This is a genomic window from Paludibacter sp. (assembly GCF_009712605.1).
Taxonomy (GTDB): domain Bacteria; phylum Bacteroidota; class Bacteroidia; order Bacteroidales; family Paludibacteraceae; genus Microbacter.
Genome location: NZ_WASO01000009.1, coordinates 279,408 through 306,042, shown reverse-complemented (window position 1 = coordinate 306,042; position 26,635 = coordinate 279,408). Strand labels below are relative to the sequence as shown.

Genomic DNA, 26,635 nt, shown 5'->3' with positions numbered 1-26,635 from the left:
GTAATTATGTATAAGGAAATTATCAAAAAGATCATTTTATTACTGGCAAAACCGGAAGTCGCATGGCCTCAGTTTATGAGGGAAGGTTTTACTAATAAGCAGATTTTGAAGCAGTTTTGCTATCCTTTGATGGGAGTGGCATCTGTTTTGAAAATAATTCAGGAGGCGATTTTTCATCGTCACCCGGCCTACCCCATTCATGTCTTGATTGTACATGGCTTGGTTTATTTTGGTTCTTTGTTGGCGTCATTTTATCTTTTGCAGTATATTTTGAAGATTCTGATGCAGAAAAGATATAACATTACACCGACAAAAGAACAATCTTCTATAGTGATTGGATACGGTCTGGTGATCGTATTTCTGCTATTCATAGCAACGGCTGTTATGCCCAGTTTTTTCTTCCTCTGGATTTTCTATTTATACACGGCATTTTTACTTTGGGTAGCGGCAGAATCTGTTTTCAGCCTTAAAGTTGAAGAAAGAGGTGTTTTTGTAATCGGAATGACATTCTTCATGATGATTGTGCCCGTGGTGGTTTATGGTTTGCTTAGAGGTATGACTCCCAATCTCCAGTAATAGTTCGCTACATTTATGCATAAAGCTTCCAATATTTCGGTAAAAAACAGGCGCGCATTTTTCGACTACGAGCTGACTGATTTTTTCGTGGCAGGCATTCAATTGTTTGGCACTGAAATTAAGGCAATTCGTGAAGGAAAGGCTGGTTTGTCCGATTCTTATTGCATTTTCATCAACAATGAATTGTGGGTGAAGAATATGCATATTGCAGAATATTCTTTTGGAACTTTTGCCAACCATGAAGCTCGCAGAGAACGAAAATTGCTCCTGACAAAAAGAGAGCTGGCGAAATTGGTGCGAGCGACCAAAGAAACCGGATTTACCATTATTCCAACCAAGCTGTTTGTCAATGAAAAAGGACTGGCAAAGCTCGAAATTGCTGTGGCCAGAGGGAAAAAGAGTTATGATAAGCGGCAGACTCTGAAAGAGAAAGAAGATAAACGTCAGATGGACAGGGCGTCTAAAAAATCGATTTAATATACCATTCTTAGATATAAAGGATAAGATCCCGGAATCTTGTAACTTGGAATTTGAAACTTTGAACTACATCACTTATGCCAAAAATTTCAGGACGGGGCTTCGCAATGCCTCAATCGCCAATACGTAAACTGGTGCCTTTGGCAGATAAAGCTAAAGCTCGCGGTATCAAGGTGTATCATCTCAATATCGGCCAGCCCGATTTGCCTACACCCCAAGTCGCGCTTGATGCGTTGAAGGACATCGACTTGAAAATTTTTGAATATTCTCCCAGCGACGGGCTCAGAAGTCTTCGTGAAAAGCTGGTGAAATATTACGCGAAATATAAAATTAATGTTTCGGTAGAAGATATTATTATCACGACCGGTGGATCGGAAGCTGTGAATATTGCATTCCTTTCTTGTCTCGACCCTGATGATGAAATTATTGTGCCGGAACCTGCCTATGCCAACTATACCGCTTTTGCAATCGGTAGCGGAGCAATCGTTCGTCCCGTTGTTTCTTCAATTGACGAAGGCTTTTGTCTTCCTCCGGTAGAGCAATTTGAGGAACTGATAACTCCCCGTACCAAAGGGATTATGATCTGCAATCCGAATAATCCGACCGGTTACCTCTACACTCAGAAAGAACTCAATCATATTCGCGATATTGTCAAGAAGCACGACCTCTTCCTCTTTTCCGACGAGGTGTACCGTGAGTTTTGTTATACCGGAGCTCCGTATATTTCTGCGTTCCATTTGAAGGGAATTGAAAATAATGTTGTTCTTATTGATTCTGTATCAAAGAGATATAGTGAATGTGGAATTCGCGTGGGCGCATTGGTGACCAAAAACGAAGAGGTGAAAAAGAGCGCCATGAAATTCTGTCAGGCACGTTTGAGTCCTCCTCTTATCGGGCAGATTATTGCAGAAGCTTCGATGGATGCTTCGGATGAATATATGCTCGACGTTTACAATGAATATGTGGAGCGTCGTAAGTATATGATTGACGAACTCAACCGTATCCCGGGCGTCTACTCTCCGATTCCGATGGGGGCATTTTATACTGTTGCTCGTTTGCCAATCGACGATTCGGATAAATTTTGCGAATGGTTGCTGTCAACTTTCGAATACGAGGGACAAACCGTGATGATGGCTCCTGCTTCGGGATTTTATACCAACAAAGGAGTAGGTCGTAACGAGGTTCGTTTGGCGTATGTCCTGCAAAAAGATGAACTGGCAAAAGCGCTGTTTGTCCTCAGAAAAGCACTCGAAGCTTATCCGGGAAGAACAATGTAATTGATAATTAGGAATTAACAATTAATAATTGTAATAAGGTCGTTACTCTCAGTGGCGGCCTTATTCAAAAAATAGTGATTGTGAACTTACCTTTTTTTATAGCAAAACGCATACATTTCGGAAGTGATAATAAGCTGCGGGTATCAAAACCGGCGGTGCGCATTGCCATGTGGGGTATTGCCATCGGTCTTGCAGTTATGATCATCACGGTAGCTATTGTTTTGGGTTTTAAACAAGAGGTTAGGAATAAAGTGGTCGGTTTCGGTTCGCATATTCAGATCACACGATTTGATAATAATTCGACCTATGAGATGCGCCCCTTGCTGATTTCCGACTCGATGGAAAATGCGCTGAAGGGTATTCGGGGTGTAAAGCATATACAAAAGTTCGTAACGAAAGCGGGCATCATAAAAACAGAGGACGATTTTCAGGGCGTGGTATTCAAGGGCGTCGACCGGCAATTTGACTGGAAGTTCTTTACGCAGAATATGGTGGAGGGAAAACCTCTTGCTACTACCGACACTGCGCCATCCAATCAGGTGGTAATCTCGAAGAAGATTGCCGATATGATGCATCTGAAAACACACGATAGTTTCATTGCCTATTTTATCCAGGATCGAATCAAGGCAAAGAAATTTGTGGTTTCGGGTATATATTCGACCAATTTCGGGCAATACGACAAACTCTTTATTCTGGCCGACATTAAAGCTGTGCAACGCCTTAATGAATGGCAGCCCCGCGAGGTGAGCGGCATGGAAATTACGATCGATGATTTCAATCAGCTTGACAGTGTTGGCGATCGGGTGTATACGAAAGTAGCCAATCGTTTTGATGAAAATGGAGCACCTTACTATTCGCAGACAATCAAGGATATAAATCCGCAATTGTTTGCCTGGTTAGGCCTGTTTGACATGAACGTATGGGTGATTTTAGGTCTGATGATGGCAGTCTCCGGTTTTGTGATGATATCCGGGTTGTTGATTCTGATTCTGGAACGTACAAACATGATCGGAATTCTTAAAGCTTTGGGCTCAACAAACTGGATGATTCGTAAAATCTTTCTTTATCATTCCTGTTTCCTTATCGGCAAAGGAATGTTGTTGGGTAATTTAATTGGGCTAAGCTTCTGCCTGATTCAGAAATACACCGGCCTTATTCCTCTCGATGCGACCAACTATTATGTATCTTCGGTGCCTATTTTGCTTAACATCCCGTCGATAATTGCACTCAATGTTGGCGTTTTTCTCTTGTCGACATTTATTCTGGTCGCACCGTCTTATCTTATCACAAAAATTAATCCGGCAGCAGCTATCCGTTATGAATAACAATCCTGCGGCGGACGCCTTGCATTAATCAATATTTGTCTTTAAATTTGTCTGTTCTTGATAATAACATTAACAGGCAGATCATAATGGAGATATTGATATACACTTCGCAGATAACTTCCCGAATCCGTTATATCACGGATTATATCTTTCACGATTATCTTTTGCTGGATTGTGTCCTGACGGATTCAGCGGATCACTTCCGATCCAGTCTTGCCTTGAAAATGTCTTACGGAACTTCTGCGTTGGGTGATGAGCTGTTTGTGGCTCAGCATCCGTTATTGTTGGAGGATGGCTTGCATGAACAGAATACTGCTGTTTTTCAATACAATGGAATGCCTGTCTTTTTTGGAACGAAATCAGAGCTTTCTTCTTTCCCTTTCGACCTTTTTGCCGCTTCGTTTTATCTGATAACACGTTATGAGGAGTATCTTCCGCATTCGACTGATAAATTCGGTCGTTATTCACCTAAAAATGCGCTTGCAGTAAAGGAGAATTTTCTCGAACAACCTTTGGTTAACCTTTGGGCAAAGGAATTGTTGTCCGAATTGCAAAAACGCTATCCGACTGTTGAATTTCCGAAACGTGAATTTGATTTCTTGCCAACGTACGATATAGACCAACCTTATGCCTACCTTCACCGGAATTTTGCGGTTAATTTTGGAGGCTTGCTGAAAAGCCTGATTAAAAGTCACTTCAGGGAGGCTAAAAATCGGTTTCTGATAATGATACGCTATCGTAAAGATCAATACGATACTTACGGATTTCAGTTTGCTCTCCAGCAACAATTCGGATTTAAGGCTTGTTATTTTGTGCTATGTGCCTTGAAAAAAGGGAAATATGAGAGGGCACTTGCATGTGATAGTCGTCATGTCAAACGACTAATGCAAAAGCTTGAGCATCATGGTGAAGTTGGAATTCATCCCTCGTTTTCATCTGATTCCGATGATGTGAAAATCAGGAAAGAAATAGATAGATTTTCGGAGCTTGTTAGTAAACCGATAGTGATAAGCCGACAGCATTACCTGCTGCTCAAGATGCCTCAGACCTATCGCTCTTTAATTGCTAACGGTATTAAAGCTGATTATTCAATGGGATATGCAAGTCGTCCGGGTTTTCGGGCTTCGGTTTGCACTCCATTTAAGTGGTTTGATCTTTCGGCAAATGAAGTGACTCCTCTTGTTATCTACCCATTTGCCTATATGGACGGCACTCTCAATTATCATATGCAGTCGTCGCGCATGGATGCCGAATTATTAATTCAGCGTCTGATAAATAATGTCAAGGCAGTTGATGGATTGTTCGTCAGTGTGTGGCACAATAGCTCCCTTAGTAATTCCGGTAAATGGCATGGCTGGAGATCTGTGTATAAACATTCGATTGAGTACGCAGCTGCTTTGTGCAACATAAAAGAAGAGTAGCCTGCGATTGAAAAAAAAATGAACGCCCTGCCGGATTCCGACAGGGCGTTCGTTTTAATGCGTATTCTTAGGTGAATTATGCTTCGGCAGCTTTTTCTTCCTCTGCTGCTGCAAAGTCAGTCAGTTCGTTTTCGATCAAAAGGTTGTACCAGCTGATGATTTTTTTAATATCCGAAGTGTGTACACGATCTTTATCAAAATCGGGAACTATTTCGCCAAAATAGCTGCGTAGAGCGTTTCCGTCAGCTTTTGGATCGATAGAAGCTTTGTTGCCGGCCTCTTTTTCCTTGATGTTGGCAAATACGGCTCTCAACGGCAGTTCATCGCTGTCGGTATAAATGGAGATGTCACCAAGAGAAACCACGCGATCATGAGCCAGAGCAGGACCTCTTTTCTTGTCGACCAACGACTCGATAATCATCATATTTTTTCCTTGCGAAATCAGTTTGAACAAACCAGGTTTTCCAGATACAGATAAAATCTTCTTAAGCATAATCAATAATTTAATAATAAATTGAATGTCAATATGACGACAGCATTGATACAGAGATAAATTTCTGTCGTATAATTAACATTTACAGCCCGACAAAAATAGTATTTTCATCTTGTATCAACAAGCGATACGGCTGTTTCATCGAGTCGGAACAAGATTTTTTAGCGTTTCGAAAGCTATCTTGGCAACCATTTAGTCGACTCTTCTACCGAGATGCCCCTTTGTGCTGCGTAGTTTTTGCGTTGTTCATCAGCTATCTTGCCGATCATAAAATAGCTCGACTGCGGATGAGCAAACAGCAGTCCGCAAACCGATGCATTGGGACTCATGGCTCCGTTTTCGGTGAGTGAAATGCCTATTTCGGAGAGGTTCAATAGATCGTTAAGATCGAAGATCAGCGATAGATCGGGCAGGGAAGGGTAGCCCACTGCCGGACGGATGCCCTGATAATGTTCTTTCAAAATCTCTTCTTTGCTCAACGCTTCATTTTCGGCATATCCCCAGAAATGACAACGAACCTGTAAGTGCAGCCATTCGGCAGCTGCCTCGGCAATACGGTCGGAGATGGACTGAATCAGTAAAGCCGAGTAATCGTCTCCCTGCGCGGCATACTCTTTTGCAATCAGCTCGGCACCTGCTACCGATGTGGCAAAAGCGCCGATGTAGTCGGTGCGGTTTTCCCCTTCGGGCAGCACAAAGTCGGCTAATGAGAGATTATTCCCTTCCGGTTTTACCGCTTGCTGACGAAGCACCGGCAAAATAGTTTTCGTTCCTTCGTTGTTGTGAATAATCAACGCATCGCGATTGTCAGTCGCGTTGGCTTCGTAAAACGATACCACTGCTTTGGCTTTCACTCCTTTTGTGTTGAGAATGTTGAGCAGACGGGTTGCGTCGCGGAACAGTTTCAGAGCCTCACGTGCTTTTTCCTGCTCTTCGGACGGAAAGCTATTAATCCACGATTGCTCACACGAAGGACATTCATGAATGTTTTCAATGCCGGGGTAACTGCCGGTGATGCGCCATGCCTTGAAGAAGAAGCGCCAGTCGATGTACGGGAACAGTGTATCGATGGAGATATCGAGCGTTTGGCGGTCAAATTGAGCCGGTCGCAACGGTGTGAAATTACTCCAGTCGATATTCAAGGCGTTCTTTTTTGCATCAGCCAAAGGTAGAACAGGAGTTTTTACCTCTTTGCTAACCATTTTCTCCTGCTCATCGCGGATAAAGGCGGCAAATTCGGCATAGGTTTGTTTATTCACCAGCTTGCCGAGATAAGAAACTCCCTGCGAAGCATCGCGCGAGTAGACCACCACGTTGTTGGTGTAGTTGGGGGCTATCTTTACGGCCGTATGTATTTTGGATGTGGTGGCTCCACCAATCATTAATGGAATGTTGAGTCCGGCTTTTTGCATGGCAGCGGCTACATGACACATCTCTTCCAGTGAGGGAGTAATCAATCCGCTGAGTCCGATCACATCCGCTTTTTCGTCAATGGCAGCCTGAATGATGCGATCGGTAGGAACCATTACGCCCAGATCGACCACCTCGAAGTTGTTGCAGGCCATAATTACGCCCACAATGTTTTTGCCGATATCGTGCACGTCGCCTTTTACCGTTGCCAATACAATTTTACCGGCTTTTTGTATTGCTTGTCCGCTTTGGTGAGCCTCGATGTGCGGTTGCAAAATAGCAACAGCCTGTTTCATGGTACGGGCAGTTTTTACCACCTGTGGCAGAAACATTTTTCCTTGTCCGAAAAGATCGCCCACGGTGTTCATGCCATCCATCAGTGGCTCTTCGATGATGGTTAACGGATTTTCATAAACAGTCAAAGCTTCCGCTAAATCCTCTTCCAGATAGTTGCCGATGCCTTTAATCAGACAGTAGGATAAGCGTTCCTGCAACGACCGGGTACGCCATTCATCCTCCTTCTTTTCTATGGTTTCGTTGCTGCTTTCGGCTTTGATTTTTTCGGCCAGTTCAATCAGTCGTTCCGTGGCATCAGAGCGTCGGTCGAAGATTACATCTTCCACCCGTTCGAGCAACTCTTTGTCGATCGATTCGTACACCTGCAACATGCCTGCATTGACGATACCCATGTCCATTCCGGCCTGAATAGCATAGTAGAGGAATACCGAGTGCATCGCTTCACGCACCGTGTTGTTACCGCGGAACGAGAAAGATAAATTACTCACCCCTCCGCTTACTTTTGCATACGGCAGGTTCTGCTTGATCCATTCCGTAGTGCGGATAAAGTCAATGGCATAGCGATTGTGTTCTTCTATACCGGTGGCAATGGCCAATACATTCGGGTCGAAGATGATATCCTGTGGCGGAAAGCCCGCCTTTTCCGTCAATATTTTATAGGCGCGTCCGCAAATCTCGATGCGGCGTTCGAAGGTATCGGCTTGTCCTTTTTCGTCGAAAGCCATCACCACGGTGGCAGCTCCGTATTGACGAATGGTGCGGGCGTGATGAAGAAAAACTTCCTCGCCTTCTTTCAGGCTGATGGAATTGACTACAGCTTTCCCTTGCAGGCATTGCAGGCCGGCTTCGATCACTTCCCATTTCGAAGAGTCGATCATGATGGGGAGTTTGGCGGCATCCGGTTCAGACATCAGGTAATTGAGGAACGTTACCATCTCTTCTTTTGTTTCGAGCATGGCATCGTCCATATTCACGTCTATGATCTGTGCTCCGTCTTCCACCTGCTGACGCGCGATGCTAACGGCTTCTTCGTATTTCTTCTCGGCAATTAACCGCAGAAACTTACGCGATCCGGCTACGTTGCAGCGTTCTCCGATGTTGACAAAGTTATTTTCAGGCGTAATCTCCAATAGTTCCAAACCCGAAAGTTGTGTATTGGTTGATTCGATAGCCGGTTTTCTTATCTTTTTGCCTTCAACCAGCGCATAGTATTTTGCAATGTGATCGGGTGTTGTACCGCAGCATCCACCTATAATATTGACCAAGCCTTCGTCGAGATATTCTTTGATTTGTTCGGCCATCATGTCCGGTGTCTCGTCGTAAGCACCGAAACGGTTGGGGAGACCGGCGTTGGGATGCGCACTCACATACCAGGGCGCGAACGCAGACAACTCTTCGAGATACGGTTTCAGGTCGCGGGCACCGAACGAACAGTTGAGTCCCACCGAAAGCAGATCGGCATGGGAAATGGAAGCCATGAAAGCACGGATGGTTTGTCCCGAAAGTGTACGCCCGCTCTTATCTGCTACCGTAGCCGAAAGCATGAGCGCCGCTTTGATTCCGGTCTTTTTCATGGCGAGGTTGGCAGCACAAATTGCTGCTTTGGCATTGAGCGTGTCGAAAATGGTTTCGATGAAAATTGCATCTACGCCGCCTTCGAGCAGTGCCTCAATTTGTTCCTGATAGGCAGCGGTCAGTTCGTCGAAGGTTACGCTACGGAAAGCCGGGTTGTTTACATCGGGTGAAAGAGAGGCCGTTTTATTCGTCGGTCCAACAGATCCGGCTACAAAACGGGGTTTGTCCGGATTCTTGACTGTAAATTCATCAGCCAGTTGACGTGCCATTCTGGCTCCTTCGAGATTGATGGCGCGTACTTGCGCTTCCATGCCGTAATCGGCCATCGAAATAGCCTGTGCGTTGAACGTATTGGTCTCGATGATGTCGGCACCGGCTTCCAGATATTGGCGATGTATTGCCGAAATGATCTCGGGTTGCGTGAGACAGAGCAGGTCATTATTTCCCTTCTGAGGAATGGAAACGCCGGCAAAAAGCTCTCCCCGGTATTGTTCTTCGGTGAGTTTATAGCGTTGAATCATCGTTCCCATCGCTCCGTCGAGAATGAGAATGCGATTCTGTAATGTGTCTTTCAGTATCATATGTTTAGTGTTCGGAGTTTAGTGTTTAATGAGCTTGACGTTTTTCAGTCAGAGTTACAATGGATAGTTCAAGAGTAAATTTGGAAGAATCTTGTAAGGCTGATTAATCCTCGCCTCCTCACATTCTCACATCCTCGCCTCTGATCCGGTATAGTTTTATCCAGTTTGCCAATCCGTAGATGGCCATCAGCGTGAAAATCAGATATTCGAGTGAGAAAAACTGAATGCCTTTCAGCCAGTACATCACGGTACAAATGATGTCGATAACGATCCAAACGATCCAGTTTTCTATTTTGCGTTGCGCCAGCATCCAGTTGGCCAGAATGCTGAGTACGGCAACAAACGAGTCTGGATAAGGATAGGCCGCCGGGGTGGGGAATACAGAGGGCATTATCTGATGGATGTGGCTCATAAAATAGCCCATACCGATAGTGCCGATCACCATCAGTATAATATGCACGATTCGTCCCCTGTTGGTTAAAAGCGTTATCGGCGTTTGTTCTTCCGTTTTCATGCCGTACCAGTATATCCATCCGTATATTCCGGTGATGACATAGTAGATCTGGAGAAACATATCGCTGTAGAGGCTTACCTGATAGTAAAGGATAAAAGCCAAAACAAAATTGACGAGTCCTACCGGCCATGACCAAATGTTCGACTGGGTGGCGAGAATAACGGCCAGGATACCGGTCACTGTGCCGAGGAGTTCCACCAGACTCATTTTATATCCTAAAAATTCGGCAATAGTATAATTAATACTTAAAAATTCAGTCATTTAAATGTTGTTGCAAAGCGGGTTTGGCGGTCATCAAATTCCAGTACAAAAATACAACACAGCCGCCGTAATTGCAAGTTGAGCAGCACAGCCGGGCAGCACAGTGCCGGGGGCGCTCTGAAATCGCTGTATAAGCAACTTTTTGCACCTCCAAAATAACTTTAAAACGAATCTGTTATATCCAAACATTTTTGTACATTTGCAGGCATTAAAAATTCAACCGATGAGCGAAAGAAAACCTATTAAAACAGCCTTTGTATCAGTCTATCACAAAGACAAATTAGATGTTATCATCCGTGAATTACATGCACAGGGTGTCGCATTTATCTCCACTGGAGGTACTCAAACCTTTATTGAATCACTGGGAATTCCATGCCAGGCAGTAGAAAATCTGACCGGTTACCCCTCTATTTTCGGTGGTCGTGTTAAAACTTTGCACCCAAAAGTTTTTGGTGGTATCCTCTATCGTCGTGACGAAGCCGGAGACCTCGATCAGGTTGCTCAATATGAGATTCCTACCATTGATTTGGTAATTGTGGATCTTTATCCTTTCTCTCAAACGGTCGCTTCAGGTGCTTCTGAACAAGATATTATTGAAAAAATAGATATTGGTGGTATTTCTCTTATTCGTGCTGCTGCCAAAAACTTCAACGATGTGATTATTGTTGCATCGCAGGCACAATATCAGCCGCTGTTGGACGTTATTACCGAAAACGGTGCTTCTACCACACTGAAAGAACGTAAATTCTTCGCTAAAGAGGCTTTCGCAGTTTCTTCGGGTTACGATAGCGCAATTTTCAACTATTTCGATGGTAACGACGGAAGTTATTTCCGTGCTGCCGACGACAATGCCAAAGTGTTGCGCTATGGTGAAAATCCTCACCAACAGGGCGTATTCTACGGTGACTTCGATGCAATGTTCGAACAGTTGCAGGGTAAGGAAATTTCTTACAACAACCTGTTGGATATTGATGCAGCCGTTAATCTGATTAATGATTTCGACGAAGTAACTTTTGCCATCCTCAAACACAACAACGCTTGCGGTATTGCTTCGCGTCCTGCTGTGATTGATGCCTGGAAAGCGGCTCTCGAAAGCGATCCTGTTTCTGCGTTCGGAGGTGTTTTGGTTACCAATGCCGTGATCGATAAAGCTACTGCTGAAGAAATCACCAAGATTTTCTTCGAAGTGATTATTGCTCCGGATTACGATGTGGATGCACTCGAAATTCTTACCCAAAAGAAAAACCGTATCATTCTCGTTCAAAAAGATGCCAAATTGCCGACCAAACAGTCGCGTACGGTATTGAACGGTATTTTGGTACAGGATAAAGATACTAAGATCGAAACCGAAGCAGACCTGAAGGTGGTAACGAAAAAAGCCCCGACAGCAGCCGAAGTGGAAGACCTTCTTTTCGCAAATAAAGTGGTAAAACACTCCAAGTCTAATTCTATCGTTCTTGCCAAAAACAAACAGTTGTGTGCAAGCGGCGTGGGTCAGACTTCACGTGTGGATGCACTGAATCAGGCGGTGGAAAAAGCACAAAACTTCAAAATGGAGTTGCAGGGTGCTGTAATGGCATCGGATGCCTTCTTCCCTTTCCCTGATTGCGTACAGATTGCCAACGAAGCAGGTATCACAGCAGTAATTCATCCGGGTGGTTCTATCCGCGATAACGACTCTGTGGAAGCTTGTGATGCAAACGGTCAGTCGATGGTGATGACCGGTTTCCGTCACTTCAAACATTGATAAAAAGAGCAAAGAACAAAGAACAAAGAACGCAGACATGGTTTAGCTCTTTGTTCTAGTGCTAAATAAAAATATAAATTCATTCATAACCAACTGAATAATGGGATTATTTTCATTGACACAAGAAATCGCTATTGACCTTGGAACGGCCAATACGATTATCATTCATAACGATAAGATCGTTGTGGACCAGCCTTCGGTGGTTGCCCTCGATCGTCGTACCGACAAGCTGATTGCTGTCGGCGAACGTGCCCGTCAGATGCAGGGAAAGGTTCATGAAGACATTCGTACCGTGCGTCCTTTGCGTGACGGTGTGATTGCTGACTTCTACGCTGCCGAGCTGATGATCCGCGGTATGATTAAAATGCTGCAAACACAGAAGACTTTCTTTACGCCATCATTGAAAATGGTGGTTTGTATTCCTTCTGGTAGTACCGAAGTTGAGATTCGTGCTGTGCGCGACTCTTCAGAACATGCCGGTGGACGTGAAGTATACATGATTTACGAACCTATGGCTGCTGCTATCGGTATCGGACTCGATGTGGAAGCTCCGGAAGGAAACATGGTAGTTGATATCGGTGGTGGTACTACCGAAATTGCAGTGATCTCTCTGGGTGGTATCGTTACCAACAAATCTATCCGTATTGCCGGTGACGATTTGACAGACGATATTGTTGAATACATGGGTCGTCAGCACAACATGAAGGTGGGCGAACGTACTGCCGAAATGATTAAAATGAACGTAGGTGCAGCATTGACTTCGTTGGAAGATGCTCCTGAAGACTTTGTGGTACGCGGCCCTAACCGTATGACCGCGCTTCCGATGGAAGTACCTATTTCTTATCAGGAAATTGCTCATGCTCTCGATAAAACCATTTCGAAAATCGAAACGGCTGTTTTGAGTGCGCTTGAACAAACTCCTCCCGAATTGTATGCCGATATCGTTCGTAACGGTATCTACCTCGCGGGTGGTGGCGCCTTGCTGAAAGGCCTTGATAAACGTTTGGCTAATAAAATGAATATTCCATTCCACATTGCCGACGATCCTCTCCATGCTGTTGCGCGTGGTACAGGTGTTGCTTTGAAGAATGTAAACCGTTTCTCGTTCTTGTTGCGATAACAGGCAACCATAAAAATCAGGCATGGAACAACTGTTGCGATTTTTGATGCGCTATGGGGTATATTTCCTCTTTGTATTTCTGGAGGCAATCTCTTTTGTCTTCATTGTCAATCAAAATAGCTTTCAACGTGCCTCTTTTTTATCGTCGAGCAATTATATTTCGGCTTCGGTCTATTCGGCAGCCAACTCTTTTGTGGAGTACTTCGGATTGTCAGAAGCCAATAAACAGCTTTCCGACGAGAACAATCAGCTTAAAAATAAAGTTGTCCGACTCGAAGCTGAGTTGGCACAACTTACCGATACCACCGACAGACGTCCTTTGGTGCTGGCGGATAAAGAATACCAGTTTATTGCAGCTAAAGTGATCAGCAATAGCGTCAATAAGCTGAAAAATTCTATTACGCTCAACAAAGGACGTTTGGATGGTATTGAACCGGAAATGGGTGTGATCAACAATCAGGGTGTGGTTGGCGTGGTTAGTGCTGTGACCGACCATTACGCATCTGTAATACCGGTTCTTAACTCCAAATCGCGCATTAGCTGTAAATCAAAACGGTCTAATGATTTTGGAGTCCTGCTCTGGAATGGCATCGATCCCGATTATGTACAAGTGGACGAGGTTCCCCGCCATGCTGTTATTCATGTGCGCGATACCTTGGTAACCAGCGGATTTTCATCTATTTTTCCCGAGGGTATTCCGGTTGGATATGTCACACGGTGTGCTACCCCTGAAAACAAAAGCTACTATTCAATCGAAGCTAAAACGGCAGCTATCTTCCGCACTCTTTCGTACGTGAAGGTGGTGAAATTCAAATATAAAGAAGAACTGCGTGAAGTGCAGAAGGAGGAAGAGCAATGAGTACGAATCTGGTGCTGAAACATACTTTACGCTTTATCGTGCTTGTGCTTTTGCAGGTGCTGATTTTTAATAATATCCGCTTTCTGGGATATGTTAATCCGCTTATTTATATCTGGTTTATCATCTCGTTTCCCACGGGCGTTAACCGTTCTCTGACGCTTTTGGTAGCTTTTCTGATGGGTGCGGTGATCGATATTTTCTCCAATACTCCCGGAATGTACGCTTTTGCAACTGTTTTTGTGGCGTTTGCGCGTAAGGATCTGCTGCAACTGTTTGTGCCCAAAGATATGTATGCCAACTATGAGCCTTCGGTAAAAGTGCTGGGATTGCCTATCTTTCTGAAATATGTGACTTGTATGGTCATTGTGCTTCATTTGTTGTTATTTACGCTTGAAGCTTTTTCATTTCAACACTACTGGCTGGTACTTCTTAAAACAGCCATCAACTCAGTAGTCACCATCTTGCTGGTGCTGAGTACCCAAAAATTTAAGTAAGCATGATCAACGATGAGCTGCAAAACCGAAAATACGTTATCGGTGGCCTGATAGCGTTGATTATTCTGATCTTCATTGCACGTCTGCTGTTTCTTCAGGTTTTTACCGAAAGGTATAAAGAGTCTGCCGAAGGGAATGCTTTTCTGAAGCGGACTATCTTTCCTCCACGGGGGCTGATTTATGACCGTTTTGGCAAACTTCTCGTTTACAACCGTCCATCTTATGACGTGATGGTGACAATGAAAGAGGTGACTTCGCTCGATACGATGGATTTTTGTAATACTCTGGGTATTACGAAAGAAGATTTCATCGACCGGATGAGCGAAATCAAAGACAAGAAAATCAATCACAACTATTCTCCTTTTACTCCTCAGGTATTTGTCAATCAGTTGCTGGCTGACGATTATGCCCGCCTGATGGAAAAGCTCTACCGTTTCCCCGGATTTTCCATTCAGCAGCGTACTATCCGCGATTATGCGTATAAAGCAGCCGCCCATGCTTTGGGATCTATCGGCGAAGTTTCTCGTACCACTATCGAGAAGGACGATTACTACAAAATGGGCGACTATATCGGTATTACCGGTCTGGAAAAGAGCTATGAAAACGAGCTTCGTGGTGAAAAAGGGGTGCAGATAATGTTGAGAGATTCACGGGGGCGTATTAAGGGCCGTTATGCCAATGGTGCTTACGACGAAGAACCGATTGCTGGTAAAACTCTCCGACTGGGGCTCGATATTGAACTGCAAATGCTGGGCGAACGCCTGATGAATGGCAAACGTGGTAGTATTGTTGCTATAGATCCTTCTACCGGAGAGATACTTGCGGCCGTTTCATCTCCCACTTACGATCCTACATTAATGGTCGGTCGTCAGCGTTCGGCTATGTTCAAAGAATTGAATGCCAATCCAAATAAGCCTTTGCTTGACCGTACGGTGATGGCGCGTTATCCGCCGGGATCAACTTTCAAGGTGGCAAATGCGTTGGTACTACAACAAAACAATATTATTAACGGAGGAACACGGTATCCGTGTCACCGTGGTTATACGGTGGGTCACTTCCATCTGGCCTGCCATGCTCATGCTTCGCCGCTCGATCTTTACGGAGCTATTGCCAACTCATGTAATGCCTATTTTTGCGCCGGTTTGAGAGCCATGCTCGATAACGATAAATACAAAAATATTACCGAAGCGTTCAATATATGGCGTTCGGATATTATGACTTTCGGTTTCGGTAAGAAGCTCGGAGTGGATTTGCCACACGAAAATGGAGGAAATGTTCCTACTACCAAGGCGTACGACCGTGTTCACGGGAAAGGACGCTGGCGCTCGCTCAATGTGGTTTCTATTTCTATCGGACAGGGCGAGGTGGTGGCTACTGCCGTTCAAATTGCTAATCTTTGTGCTACGGTTGCCAATCGTGGATACTGGATAACTCCGCACATGGTAAAATATATTGAAAATCAACCGATACCTGAAAAATACAAAGAAAAGCATACTACCGCCATCGAGAAAAGATACTACGATGTCTGTGTGCGTGGTATGGAGATGGCTATTTTGGGTGGTACTGCCAAAGGTGGTCAGATACCGGGCATAGAGGTTTGCGGGAAAACAGGTACGGCGCAGGATCCACCCCGTAAGGACCACTCTGTATTTATGGGATTTGCACCGAAAGTGCATCCGAAAATTGCTATTATGTGTATCGTTGAAAATAGTGGTTTCGGTGCTACGTATGCAGTGCCCATCAGTAGTTTGATGATTGAGTTTTACCTGCGCAGGAAAATCTCTCCGCAGCGTCAGGAATTGCTGGATAGAATGGCAAGTACCATTTTGATACATAATTATGGAACGCAGAATAAGATTAGCACAGACAATTGATTGGTGGATTGTTGCTCTTTACCTGATTATGATCATTTTCGGGTGGTTCAACGTGTACGGTGCAAGTTACGACTATACCCAGACTACTTTTTGGGGGTTTGAATATCGCTCCGGAAAACAGTTGATATGGATTGCCTGTGCGCTGGTCATTGCCGGTTCTATTTTGCTGATCGACGGCAAGATATACGAGCAAATGGCTAATCTTTTTTATTGGGCAATGCTCTTGGTACTACTCGTCACCATATTTATTGCGCCGAATATCAAGGGGTCTCACTCATGGCTGGTATTTGGCCCCATTAGTTTTCAGCCGGCCGAGCTGGCTAAGCTGGCAACAGCGCTGGCGTTGGGGAAATTTATAAGCAAGACAGGCTTTTCGATGGGAAACCGGCGCGATGCATTGGGGGCGATAGGGCTCATTATGTTGCCCTGTATGCTTATTATCCTTCAGTCGGAAACAGGATCGGCGCTGGTATTCTTTGCCTTCTTTCTGATGCTTTACCGCGAAGGTTTGCCTGGTGTTTTCCTGATGGTGGCGGCTTGTATGGTGGTTTTGTTTCTTATCATCGTCCCATTGAGCGATTTACCCGTGTATCACAACGTGGGATCACTCGGGTTTATGCTGGCCTTTATCTTTATACTGCTTGTGGTGATGGGTTGCGTGATTGCGTACGAATCCGACGGAACTACCATGCTGCATATTCTCGGTGGTACGGTGGCACTGTTTGCTATTGCAGGTTTGCTTAATATCTGGTTCGATGTTCAATATCAGATTTTTGCCCTGATTGCGGTGATTGGAACTGCCATTTACCTATTGTTCCTCTTTCTCTACCGGAGTAAACGTTCGTATATCTGGGTGGCGCTGTTCGCTATCGGATCGGTAGGCGTTAGTTTTTCTGTCGATTATTTCTTCGATCATATTCTTGAACCTCACCAACAGACCCGTATCAAAGTGGTGCTGGGTATGGAAAAAGATCCCAAAGGCGTCGGTTATAACGTGAATCAGTCTAAGATTGCTATCGGTTCGGGCGGCTGGGTTGGAAAAGGCTTTTTGAACGGTACTCAGACTAAACTGAAATACGTGCCCGAACAGGATACCGACTTCATCTATTGTACCATCGGTGAAGAACACGGCTTTGTGGGTGCCGCTGGAGTGTTATGCTTGTTTGGCCTGCTCTTTTATCGGATCATGCGGATAGCGGAGAACCAGCGGGACACTTTTACCCGTGTCTACGCCTATTCCATAGTTAGTATAATGCTCTTCCACGTTTTGATAAATGTGGGAATGGTGCTGGGGATAACGCCTGTAATCGGTATTCCGCTACCTTTCTTTAGTTACGGAGGTTCTTCACTATGGTCGTTTACGGTCATGTTGTTTATTCTGCTTCGCCTCGACATGACACAGAAAGCCCGCTTCCGGTAAAATTCTAAAGATTACATCACAAACAATGCATTAGACTGGTTCTGAATTCCCAATGTCGCTAAGTCAGATTAGGAACGGCCTTGTCCGGTGAGCCAAAATTGCGATTAAGCGAGTGCAGAGCCAAACTTGTTTGAGCTATGCCGAGCGTGAGCAATTTATGTAAAAAACAAGTGAGCGGAGCGTAAAATCGCCCACTGTTTGAAACTCCTGACGTAAGGAAGGAGTGAGCATGGGCGATTTAGCTTGGCGAACGCCGGTTTTTTGAGCGAAGCGGGCATAGCCTTGATCTTTTTGTGAGGCTGTCTCAAAAGTCAATGTTGTTATTTATAAACTTATAAGCTGAAAGTCTATTCCAATTTTCTACCCCTAATTAGCTTCGCTGATCTGCGATTCCCCTTAAGGGGACTTTTGCATCAATAAAAATAGCAGATTTACAGCCCCTTCAGGGGTTTGGGGTAAAAAAATAAAAATCCACTTTCGATTCGTAAGGTATTATAAAATCAATATTGACTTTTGAGACAGCCTCATCGGGGTTACGGGGGCGAATCGAAGATCAACGAAGCTAAAGCCCCTTATTGAAATCTTCCATGCGTAATTCCTGCCGATTACATGCCGTTGTTTGTTTGACGGAAAAATAGCATATATTTGCAGGGCATAAAGACCTTGCTATGTCTTACAAATTCCGACAATTTTTAGAACCAGCAATTTGGCTTACCGCTCTTGTTTTGCTATTCTTTATGGATACCTCAAAGGATAGCGCTTCATTCTGCGTTTTCAAAATGGTGGGTTTTCATTCCTGTCCCGGATGCGGTATCGGACATGCCATGCACGAAGCTTTGCATTTCCGTTTTGCGCAGTCATTGCACGAGCATTTGCTGGGCATTCCTGCCGTACTAATCATTCTGTATACAACAATCAAATCATTATATACACTTAAATCACACAACCGCCATGGATCAACAAAAATTATTTATGATGCTTCCCGGCATGCAGCCGGATGAACTGATTTTTATTCAGACGCTTACGGAAGATATGACTGAAAATCAGCTACAACAGTTTATCTCTTTATACGCCGGCCGCCGTAAAGAACAACAGACAATGCTGATTATGACCCTGATCGGGTTTCTCGGTGTAGCGGGGTTGCAGCGCTTTATGCTGGGTGAAATCGGGATGGGCATCCTTTACTTTCTTACCGGCGGATTGTGCTGTATCGGTACCATTATCGACCTGATCAATATCCGCGAAATGACTTTCCGTTACAATAAAAATCAGGCAGCCGAAGTCGCTACAATGATAATGTCGATGAAGCGATAAAAATAACCCAGGTATAAATAAGAAGAAAAGAGAGTTCTCCCGATAGGAGAACTTTTTTTATTTCCACGGTTCAGAACCCACATTCCGACGCGATGGCTACCAGTTCGGCTGTGTTGCGGGCATTGGTTTTACGGAGGATATTGCTGCGGTGCTTTTTTGAAGTATCCTTGCTGATGCAAAGCAGATTGGCAATCTGTTCGTCGGTTTTGCCCCGCATTATCATGCCCAGAATCTCTGTTTCGCGGTTGGTAAGCGTATCGATAAGAGGTTGATGCCTGAGCTGATGAATGGTTTTCAGTACACGACTCAGTTGCGTTTGCGAGAGCATGAGAGACGAGAGAACCTGAGCCACTACTACTGTTTGAAGGGGCTTGCCATCGGGTGTTGTTTTCAGCACACGTCCGTGTTCATACGTGTAGAAGTAATCGGTACTCTCTTTCGGTCGAAAACGCCTCAGGGTAACGACGCTTTCAATTTTTGCGGCTTCCTGTTTTACCTCCACCTTGTTGCTGATTTGTTCCACATCTTCGGGATGACACAGTTGAAAATAGAAATCGCCCTCCATCGTGCGGATCTCTTCGAGCGAATAACCCAGCAGGTCGATCCCATACTGATTCATCCACAACATCCGGCATTCGGGATTCTCTTCATTCCCAGTTGTTTCTTTTATATAGATCAATGCTGGTAATCCATTCACTACCTCTCTCAAAAAAATCAGTTCTTCTTTCTCTTTACGACGTTTTGTCATTGTTCCTGATTCGAGTTTAATTGAAATGTGTATTAAATAAAAATACTACAAAAGTAGTATTTTTGTAGTAAAATAAAAAGCTGTATTATTGACAAAATAAAAATAAAGTTTATTTATTGAAAACAATAGGGAAACAAAGTGTAGACGGAAAGACTGTCAGTAGCGACTTTCAGTAGATAGATACATAGTTTGTGAGTTTTGTCAAAAAAGGAATGTTTTGATAAAAACACAGGGTTTTATGCCCTTGTTTTGACAAAAATGATATTGTGAGAGAAGTAATCCGATGGATTCAGGAAGTAATAGTGAAGAAAACATCTTGCATAGCAGGAAAACAAGAAGTAATCCGACGGAAAACTTTCAACGTAATCAGAAAACAAGAAGTTTTTGTGAGTATTGAAGAAGTAATCCGGTGAAATACATCTTGCATAGTTAGAAATCAAGAAGTAATCATGAGGATTCAGGAAGTAATCCGCAGGAAAACTTTGGACATTGTCCGGAAACAGAAAGTTATTGTGAGGAAACAAGAAGTAATCCGATGGATGTAAAGGAGGAAAACAATAAAACATCCCTGCACCATTTGGATAGTAGAAAGAATAATGATGAAGTCGTCTTGACTTTTCTTAGATATGTAATTGATAGTTTATTTTTACTCATCGACCCCTCCTAACCTCCCCTAAATGGGGAGGAATTAGTCATTAAAATGAGAAAAACTCGTGCGTTTTGCAAAGTTATAGCCCCCATTTTGGGGAATCGAAGATCAGCGAAGCTAATGGGGGTCAAAAAATAATAAGTCAAGATGACTTCATGATAAACATTTGAATCACTGCAATAAATAATCCTTTTTATTAATCTAAAAATGTAACACGTATGAGTAAAGATCATGTAGTTCTCGATTTTTTGAGATTATCCGTCATTGAAAAAGTCGGTTTTGGAAATTCTGTCGTATCAAGTATGACAGGCAGCCCCGTTTTTACAAATCCCGATGTGCCACTGGCAACCGTTATTACAAAAAATGACCTGCTGGAGTCGCGTTTTGAAGCGAGCCAAAAGGGGGGTAGGGAAGAGACTAAACTAATGTATCAGGCGGAAGATGAGTGGGACGAAGTGATGCGCAAAACAGCTCTCTATGTTGACCGCATTGCCGATGGCGACGGCGCCCTTATTCTCAATGCCGGCTTTAACCTTGCCAAACAACGTGCGCCGGGACAAAGAGCTGAGTTTGTAACCGAAAATGACGACAAACCGGGGACGGTGCTGCTTCGCCGTATTGCGGTGAATGGGGCAACTGCTTATATATGGCAATATGCCAAAGAACCGCTGCCTGCCGATGACAGCGGATGGACAACAGGAGCCACTACCGCAAAAGCGTCGGCTGTTATTGCAGGGCTTACCCCGCTCACCCGTTACTGGTTTCGTGTGGCGGCTGTGACCCGGCAAGGCACTTCGGCTTATACCGGACCGGTGATGCATGCTGTAGTCTAAAAACAGTACATCCTATCTTTATTGACCACAGCAGGGAGCTTTCCGCATGGAGAGCTCCCTGTGCTTTTTATAAACACGACCGGATATTCAAAAGCATTTGTAGCAGTTTTTAATACGTAGTTGAAAAATTATTTCGAAATATTACCTCATTATTTGTGTAAACGGTTAGAGTGTTAAAGAAAAATAGTAAGTTTGCGGGAGGAAAGTTAAATGATTGAGGATGTCTGTATTGTGGTTGAACCTAAGATCAGCATAACTGAAGTCAGCTTGGTTCTGGGCGCAAAATAAAGTTTCACTTATGCTTGCGGCAAAAGAGAAGCCAGAGGCTATCCCCAACAGATATCTTGAAACTTGCAAAATAGAAATTAATTATCGCAGTAATAAAGAGAATTTACACATATTTTAATCTTGAAATCATGGAAGTCATCTTTAATAAATTATTTAAAATTGATATTGCTACAGATGAAGCAATAGAACGACCAGAGTATCAAAATCTTGACAATTTCAAGATATATATTCAAGAAATGCTTGAACAAATTAGTATAAAAACTCCTGATAGATATTATCAATTTGAAAGTGAACATACTGAAGTAAGAAACTTGGTAGATGTAATTGTGAAGCAAAATGAATACTCAGATAGTTGTAAAGCAATAGCATCTCGTTTGCTTAGTAAAGAAAAGCAAGCACAACAGGATTTAAATAAGAAAAAGCTGGGCAAAGAAATACTTAAAGGGATGCTTATTATTTCTTTGGTTCGGATGACACAGGATGCTAGAAAGTTAATCATTTTAAAAGTTGATTATGACGAATTTATATCTGAAATGACAGGAGATATAGTTACAGGATTATCTATTCGAAGAAAAGTTTACAAAGCCTTTATTTGTGAATTAAATAATAACGATGACATACTTAATACATCTGTTTATGATACTAACACTCCTGTTAGTGCTTATTGGTGGAATAAATTTCTTGAATTAAGCGTTGTAATAACAGATGAAGAAAATACGAAGACTGCTTTTGATGTTATTGAAAAAGACATTTTAAATCCAATAAAAAGAAAGCACAAACAAGATTATCTTTATTTATGGAATGCAACGATTGCATATTTTCGGAGAGAAGGAGAATTTTTGTTGTCATTTTATAAAGATGAAGTCATTGGAAACTATAGACCATTTGACGAGGATCTTAAAATAGTCGATTTACAAACCAAAATTGAAAAAGCTCATCAAAAACATAAATTTGATCAACGATTTAATAAAAAACCATCTGAAATTCATAAGCGATTTAAAAATACATTGTCTTTAACCAGTGAAATTGATTTGGTAATTAAATATGATGTTGCAAATCCAGCAAAAACCTTCAAAGCTCATGTTGATGCCGATGGTAAATATCTAATGATTAGAAGTGATATCGGATATGAATATGCTGAAAAAATAATAGATAATCATATCAATGAATAATATCTTACAAAACATAGTATCATTATTTTCTCAAGTTCAAATTAACATCTTTGATATACAAGAAAATTATTCTGAAGTAATAATAAAGGTGTCATGCCCAAATGGGAAAATCCCCTCAGAAGATGATTTTAAAAAACTGTTACTGGAAATAAATTCCCGAGATAGTATACATATTTCTATATTAGAAGGACAAGAGATAGTAGATGTTTTTAATAGTGCTCACGAAGGCGATTTTGATTCGTTCATTAATGAATGTAAAGAGTGTCTGCAAAATAGTCCTTTTGACTTAAGAATTACAATTGTAAAAAACAATATAAAACAAATAATATCAGTTTATTATCCTGATAATTTTATAAAATATCTATCAGACTTATCTGTAATATATTTTTTAGAAGTAATTACTAATTCTCTTAATGGGAATGATTATATTATATATGAAGTACAAGATGAGTCTTTTATCTCATTCTCAACTAATAGAATCAAATTTGTTGCCCAAGGAATACAACCAACAATAAATAAGATTGATAGGGATAATTTGGATAAAATAAAGAATCTATGTCATTCCGATATAATATCACAATTCAAATTTATACCAGATGATTTTTATCCATTAGGTAATAATATCATTCTGAATGAATTATTTCAAAGAGTAACTCTGTTTTATTGCGCTATATTTTTGTTTGATATATTAAATGTCAACAATAACAAACTCAATTACAGACTAAATGGCTATAGAACAATAAGTCAAGATATCTCGATTTCAGATATCAATCTGTCTTCATATGAGATTTATTATCAAATTTATACTTGGGTATATGAAGGTGGAAATATTGTAGATAAAATTGGGTTGACGCGAAATATTCTATCTCTCAATTTTAAGCAAGAAACTCTAGAAATAGCAGGCTCAACATTTGACGCGATAAAATCTAATTATAAAATCTATCAAAAGGAGAATATTAAGCAATATATTGAAATTCGCAATAAAATATCAGAGCAGCTAGTAAATCTACAAGAGAAAGCTGAAAAAATCGTAGAAAGCTATGTGGCGGACTATAAAAGAAGCTTTTTAGCAGTTGTATCATTTTACATCTCAGTGATTATTATTAGAGTTATTTCAAAAGGAGATTTCACTGGAGGCTTTACATTGGAGGTTTCTCTTTTATCAATAGGCTTCTTATTAATATTTTTATTAGTAATGTGTTATTCCCGCTGGGAGATAAAACAACAACTGGAGAGATATGAAGCAATATACCAAAATATGAAAACTCGGTATTCTGATTTATTAGAAGAAAGTGATATTAAACGTATTTTGAATAATGATGAGGACTATGATTCAAATTTAGAATATATCAAAAAAAAGGAAAGGAAATATACTGAACTTTGGATTATTTCATTAGTAGTACTTTTACTTATTACAATTGTATTGTTTATAGTTAACAATCCCAAATCAATATTCTCTCCCATAAATAATATTACTATCAAACTAATAGTACTAATAAAGCCTATCTTACATGCTATATAAAGAATATATTAAATTTTCTAATTTGATTATACATCAAGTCGGGAACAAATTTAATCAGGGTAATTATAACCTTTCAAAAAAAACAATTGAATTAGATACAGATCTAAAACAGCTTTTGATTACTTATTTTATTTCACCATTTAAGGCTGATGAATATTTCTTATTAAATCATGAGATAGATTTAAGTATGAATGAAGTATTTGTTTGTGTAAGCAAGATTTTTGATGATCAAGATGAGTTTTATGAGCAATCAGTAAATCTGGTCAAGCATTTGTATGAACAGAGTACCCACCCTAAGATTAAAGGTGGAGAGTTTTATGTCGTTTATTTCAAAGATTGTATAGTAGATGGCGATACAGTGGATGCCGTAGGCTTATTTAAGTCTGAAAATAAAGATACATTCTTGAAAGTATATCCGTCGGGAGATGGTTTTGAAATTGAAAGTCAACAAGGGGTTAATATCAATAAACTTGATAAAGGCTGTTTGATATTTAATAAAGAAAAGGAAAATGGTTTTGTAGTAGCTGTTGTAGATAATACCAATAAAGGGGCAGAAGCTAAATATTGGATTGAAGACTTTCTGCATGTGAAACCGCGTAATGATGAATATGCCAATACAAAGAATGTGTTGTCGTTAACCAAGAATTTTGTAATGCAGGAACTGCCACAGCGTTTTGACGTTTCAAAAGCCGATCAGGCTGATATTCTGAATAAATCAGTTGAGTTCTTCAAGAAGAAGGAGAGCTTTGATATGTCCGATTTCGCAAAAGAAGTTATCGGGCAGGAAAAACTGATAGAAAGCTTTAATCAATATAAAACTGAATATGAACAAGCCATTGAAATGGCTATTCAGGATCAATTTGCTATTTCAGAATCAGCAGTAAAAAAGCAAGCGCGTTCTTTCAAAAGAATAATCAAACTCGACAAGAACTTCGATATTTTGATTCATGGCACACGAGACCTTATAGAACAAGGCGTAGAAGCTGATGGAAGAAAGTATTACAAGATATATTATAGGGAGGAAAAATAATCAATAAAATCATATATAAATCTAATTAAATTGTTATCATGAAAATAATAATGCTAAGTGGTCCATCAGATTCCGGTAAAACCAGTACTCTAAATCTTGTCTATAATGCCTTGTTGAGTAATGGGGGTGTCTCATTAAGTAAGCACAAATTGGGCGGAGATCCAAATGATTTTTATGATATAGTAACTTATCAGGGTCAAAGAATCGCATTTTATACAATGGGAGATTATGCTAGATGCTTGATTGATGCAATGAAAAATTATTCTACTAGTGCAGATGTCCTTATTTGTGCATGTAACAATCATTTTGTATTGCCATACAAGTCAATACGACACTATCCTCATCAAATTGTACAAAAAACAGTAGCCAACAGTAAATCACTCCATAATTCAGTCAATCAATCTGACGCTAATTTAATTATTAGTCTTATATAAGAAGATGGCCCTGCTCTCGCGCGCTTGCATCGCGTGAGCAAGCCAAACGGTAGCAGTGAATAAACAAATCCAAAGGAATACTATGAAGAAAATTATATTGTCTCTCTGTTTTCTACTGATTGTATCATTCAGTTTTGCAGGTAAAAGTCATCCGTATTACGGAGGAGGGCATCATACATCAAGTCATGGTGGGCATTATGCCGGAAGTACAAACTCGCACCATAAAGGCGGACATTATCGGAATGCTGCTACTAATAATACATATGGAAGGCATAAATAAGATTCAATCTTGTTTTATTGAATCTATCGCACCTCTCTCCGATGGCGCCCCCGCTAGTGCGGTTCTCCTGAACCGTGCTAATCAAAAGGAAGAATATTGCATGGATAATTTACCCCTACATCCCCTTAAGGGGACTTGGAGTCAGTGCAAACAGGAGAGTTTGAGAGATGAGATTGGTCTTGACAAGCAGATTGAAGCCCCTGTAGGGGTTTGGGGTGGAACTGAATTTTACCCCCGCTCTCGCGCGAATTGAAAATCAACGGAGTTATGCATCGCATGCGTAAACCCTGCGATAGTAGTGAGTAATTAAAACATAACGAATTTTGTTGTTGCTATTAATCAGAAGAAACTGTCTGGTATTATGTACCCCTACATCCCCTTAAGGGGACTTGTAGTCAGTGCAAACAGGGCGTTTGAGAGATGAGATTGGTTTTGATAAGCAGATTGAAGCCCCTGTAGGGGTTTGGGATAGAACTGAATCTTACCCCCGCTCTCGCGCGAATTGAAAATCAACGGAGTTAATGCATCGCGTGGGCAAACCCTGCGATAGTAGTGAGTAATTAAAACATAACGAATTTTGTCGTTGCTGTTAATCAGAAGAAACTGTCTGGTATTATGTACCCCTACATCCCCTTAAGGGGACT

23 protein-coding genes are annotated in these 26,635 nt (G+C 41.9%); 19 read left to right on the top strand and 4 right to left on the bottom strand.

What is annotated here, in order from left to right; all coding sequences use genetic code 11:
• Positions 1-6 precede the first annotated feature (6 nt).
• The 5 genes from F8N35_RS08435 to F8N35_RS08415 all read left to right on the top strand — a co-directional run bounded on the left by F8N35_RS08435 (position 7) and on the right by F8N35_RS08415 (position 5,076).
• Complete coding sequence (locus F8N35_RS08435; RefSeq protein WP_293051276.1) at positions 7-576, top strand: hypothetical protein; 570 nt, start codon at positions 7-9, stop codon at positions 574-576.
• Between the two features lie 15 nt (positions 577-591).
• Positions 592-1,053, top strand: coding sequence for an SsrA-binding protein SmpB (smpB, locus tag F8N35_RS08430; RefSeq protein ID WP_293051273.1), 462 nt, complete (start codon positions 592-594; stop codon positions 1,051-1,053).
• A 77-nt stretch (positions 1,054-1,130) separates the two neighbouring features.
• Positions 1,131-2,330 carry a pyridoxal phosphate-dependent aminotransferase gene (locus F8N35_RS08425; RefSeq protein WP_293051270.1) on the top strand — a complete coding sequence of 400 codons (1,200 nt, stop codon included), beginning with the start codon at positions 1,131-1,133 and terminating at the stop codon, positions 2,328-2,330.
• A gap of 80 nt (positions 2,331-2,410) precedes the next feature.
• Positions 2,411-3,655 (top strand): FtsX-like permease family protein, encoded by a 1,245-nt coding sequence (locus F8N35_RS08420; protein ID WP_293051268.1) that lies wholly within the window; start codon positions 2,411-2,413, stop codon positions 3,653-3,655.
• Between the two features lie 86 nt (positions 3,656-3,741).
• Positions 3,742-5,076 (top strand): polysaccharide deacetylase family protein, encoded by a 1,335-nt coding sequence (locus F8N35_RS08415; protein WP_293051265.1) that lies wholly within the window; start codon positions 3,742-3,744, stop codon positions 5,074-5,076.
• Positions 5,077-5,152: 76 nt separating this feature from the next.
• Here the strand turns inward: F8N35_RS08415 and F8N35_RS08410 are convergent, their stop codons facing one another.
• The 3 genes from F8N35_RS08410 to pnuC form a co-directional block, all read right to left on the bottom strand.
• The gene (locus F8N35_RS08410; RefSeq protein WP_293051262.1) at positions 5,153-5,569 is read right to left on the bottom strand and encodes a DUF5606 domain-containing protein; all 417 of its coding nucleotides are present in this window, start codon (positions 5,567-5,569) and stop codon (positions 5,153-5,155) included.
• Between the two features lie 176 nt (positions 5,570-5,745).
• Positions 5,746-9,432 (bottom strand): methionine synthase, encoded by a 3,687-nt coding sequence (gene metH / locus F8N35_RS08405; protein ID WP_293051259.1) that lies wholly within the window; start codon positions 9,430-9,432, stop codon positions 5,746-5,748.
• A gap of 118 nt (positions 9,433-9,550) precedes the next feature.
• Entirely contained in the window at positions 9,551-10,207 is a 657-nt protein-coding gene (pnuC, locus tag F8N35_RS08400) for a nicotinamide riboside transporter PnuC (RefSeq protein ID WP_293051256.1), read from the bottom strand.
• A gap of 223 nt (positions 10,208-10,430) precedes the next feature.
• On the opposite strand from pnuC, the gene purH reads away from it, so the two are divergent.
• The 8 genes from purH to F8N35_RS08360 all read left to right on the top strand — a co-directional run bounded on the left by purH (position 10,431) and on the right by F8N35_RS08360 (position 19,035).
• Positions 10,431-11,954 carry a bifunctional phosphoribosylaminoimidazolecarboxamide formyltransferase/IMP cyclohydrolase gene (gene purH, locus F8N35_RS08395; protein WP_293051253.1) on the top strand — a complete coding sequence of 508 codons (1,524 nt, stop codon included), beginning with the start codon at positions 10,431-10,433 and terminating at the stop codon, positions 11,952-11,954.
• 100 nt (positions 11,955-12,054) lie between these two features.
• Positions 12,055-13,074 (top strand): rod shape-determining protein, encoded by a 1,020-nt coding sequence (locus tag F8N35_RS08390; protein ID WP_068705955.1) that lies wholly within the window; start codon positions 12,055-12,057, stop codon positions 13,072-13,074.
• A 22-nt stretch (positions 13,075-13,096) separates the two neighbouring features.
• The gene (mreC, locus tag F8N35_RS08385; RefSeq protein WP_293051250.1) at positions 13,097-13,933 is read left to right on the top strand and encodes a rod shape-determining protein MreC; all 837 of its coding nucleotides are present in this window, start codon (positions 13,097-13,099) and stop codon (positions 13,931-13,933) included.
• Entirely contained in the window at positions 13,930-14,427 is a 498-nt protein-coding gene (gene mreD / locus F8N35_RS08380) for a rod shape-determining protein MreD (RefSeq protein WP_293051247.1), read from the top strand. The genes mreC and mreD overlap by 4 nt, the downstream gene beginning before the upstream one ends.
• A 2-nt stretch (positions 14,428-14,429) precedes the next feature.
• On the top strand, positions 14,430-16,301 hold the full coding sequence (locus tag F8N35_RS08375) for a penicillin-binding transpeptidase domain-containing protein (protein WP_293051244.1): 1,872 nt from the start codon (positions 14,430-14,432) through the stop codon (positions 16,299-16,301).
• Entirely contained in the window at positions 16,267-17,721 is a 1,455-nt protein-coding gene (rodA, locus tag F8N35_RS08370; protein WP_293051241.1) for a rod shape-determining protein RodA, read from the top strand. The genes F8N35_RS08375 and rodA overlap by 35 nt, the downstream gene beginning before the upstream one ends.
• A gap of 668 nt (positions 17,722-18,389) precedes the next feature.
• Positions 18,390-18,722 (top strand): DUF2752 domain-containing protein, encoded by a 333-nt coding sequence (locus F8N35_RS08365; RefSeq protein WP_293051238.1) that lies wholly within the window; start codon positions 18,390-18,392, stop codon positions 18,720-18,722.
• On the top strand, positions 18,673-19,035 hold the full coding sequence (locus tag F8N35_RS08360; RefSeq protein ID WP_293051235.1) for a TM2 domain-containing protein: 363 nt from the start codon (positions 18,673-18,675) through the stop codon (positions 19,033-19,035). The genes F8N35_RS08365 and F8N35_RS08360 overlap by 50 nt, the downstream gene beginning before the upstream one ends.
• Before the next feature lie 70 nt (positions 19,036-19,105).
• Here F8N35_RS08360 and F8N35_RS08355 read toward each other — a convergent pair whose 3' ends face one another.
• A complete protein-coding gene (locus tag F8N35_RS08355; protein WP_293051232.1) occupies positions 19,106-19,783 on the bottom strand; it encodes a LuxR C-terminal-related transcriptional regulator in 678 nt (225 codons plus the stop codon).
• 867 nt (positions 19,784-20,650) lie between these two features.
• On the opposite strand from F8N35_RS08355, the gene F8N35_RS08350 reads away from it, so the two are divergent.
• From F8N35_RS08350 to F8N35_RS08325, 6 genes are all read left to right on the top strand, one after another.
• Positions 20,651-21,265 (top strand): fibronectin type III domain-containing protein, encoded by a 615-nt coding sequence (locus F8N35_RS08350; RefSeq protein WP_293051229.1) that lies wholly within the window; start codon positions 20,651-20,653, stop codon positions 21,263-21,265.
• Positions 21,266-21,681: 416 nt separating this feature from the next.
• Positions 21,682-22,725, top strand: coding sequence for a hypothetical protein (locus tag F8N35_RS08345; protein ID WP_293051226.1), 1,044 nt, complete (start codon positions 21,682-21,684; stop codon positions 22,723-22,725).
• Positions 22,718-24,247 (top strand): hypothetical protein, encoded by a 1,530-nt coding sequence (locus F8N35_RS08340; RefSeq protein ID WP_293051223.1) that lies wholly within the window; start codon positions 22,718-22,720, stop codon positions 24,245-24,247. The genes F8N35_RS08345 and F8N35_RS08340 overlap by 8 nt, the downstream gene beginning before the upstream one ends.
• Positions 24,237-25,277: a nucleoid-associated protein gene (locus F8N35_RS08335; protein ID WP_293051222.1), complete on the top strand. Its 1,041-nt coding sequence runs from the start codon at positions 24,237-24,239 to the stop codon at positions 25,275-25,277. The genes F8N35_RS08340 and F8N35_RS08335 overlap by 11 nt, the downstream gene beginning before the upstream one ends.
• A 38-nt stretch (positions 25,278-25,315) precedes the next feature.
• Positions 25,316-25,711, top strand: a complete 396-nt coding sequence (locus F8N35_RS08330) for a hypothetical protein (RefSeq protein WP_293051219.1) — start codon at positions 25,316-25,318, stop codon at positions 25,709-25,711.
• A gap of 82 nt (positions 25,712-25,793) precedes the next feature.
• Positions 25,794-25,991: a hypothetical protein gene (locus F8N35_RS08325; protein ID WP_293051217.1), complete on the top strand. Its 198-nt coding sequence runs from the start codon at positions 25,794-25,796 to the stop codon at positions 25,989-25,991.
• Positions 25,992-26,635: the final 644 nt, after the last annotated feature.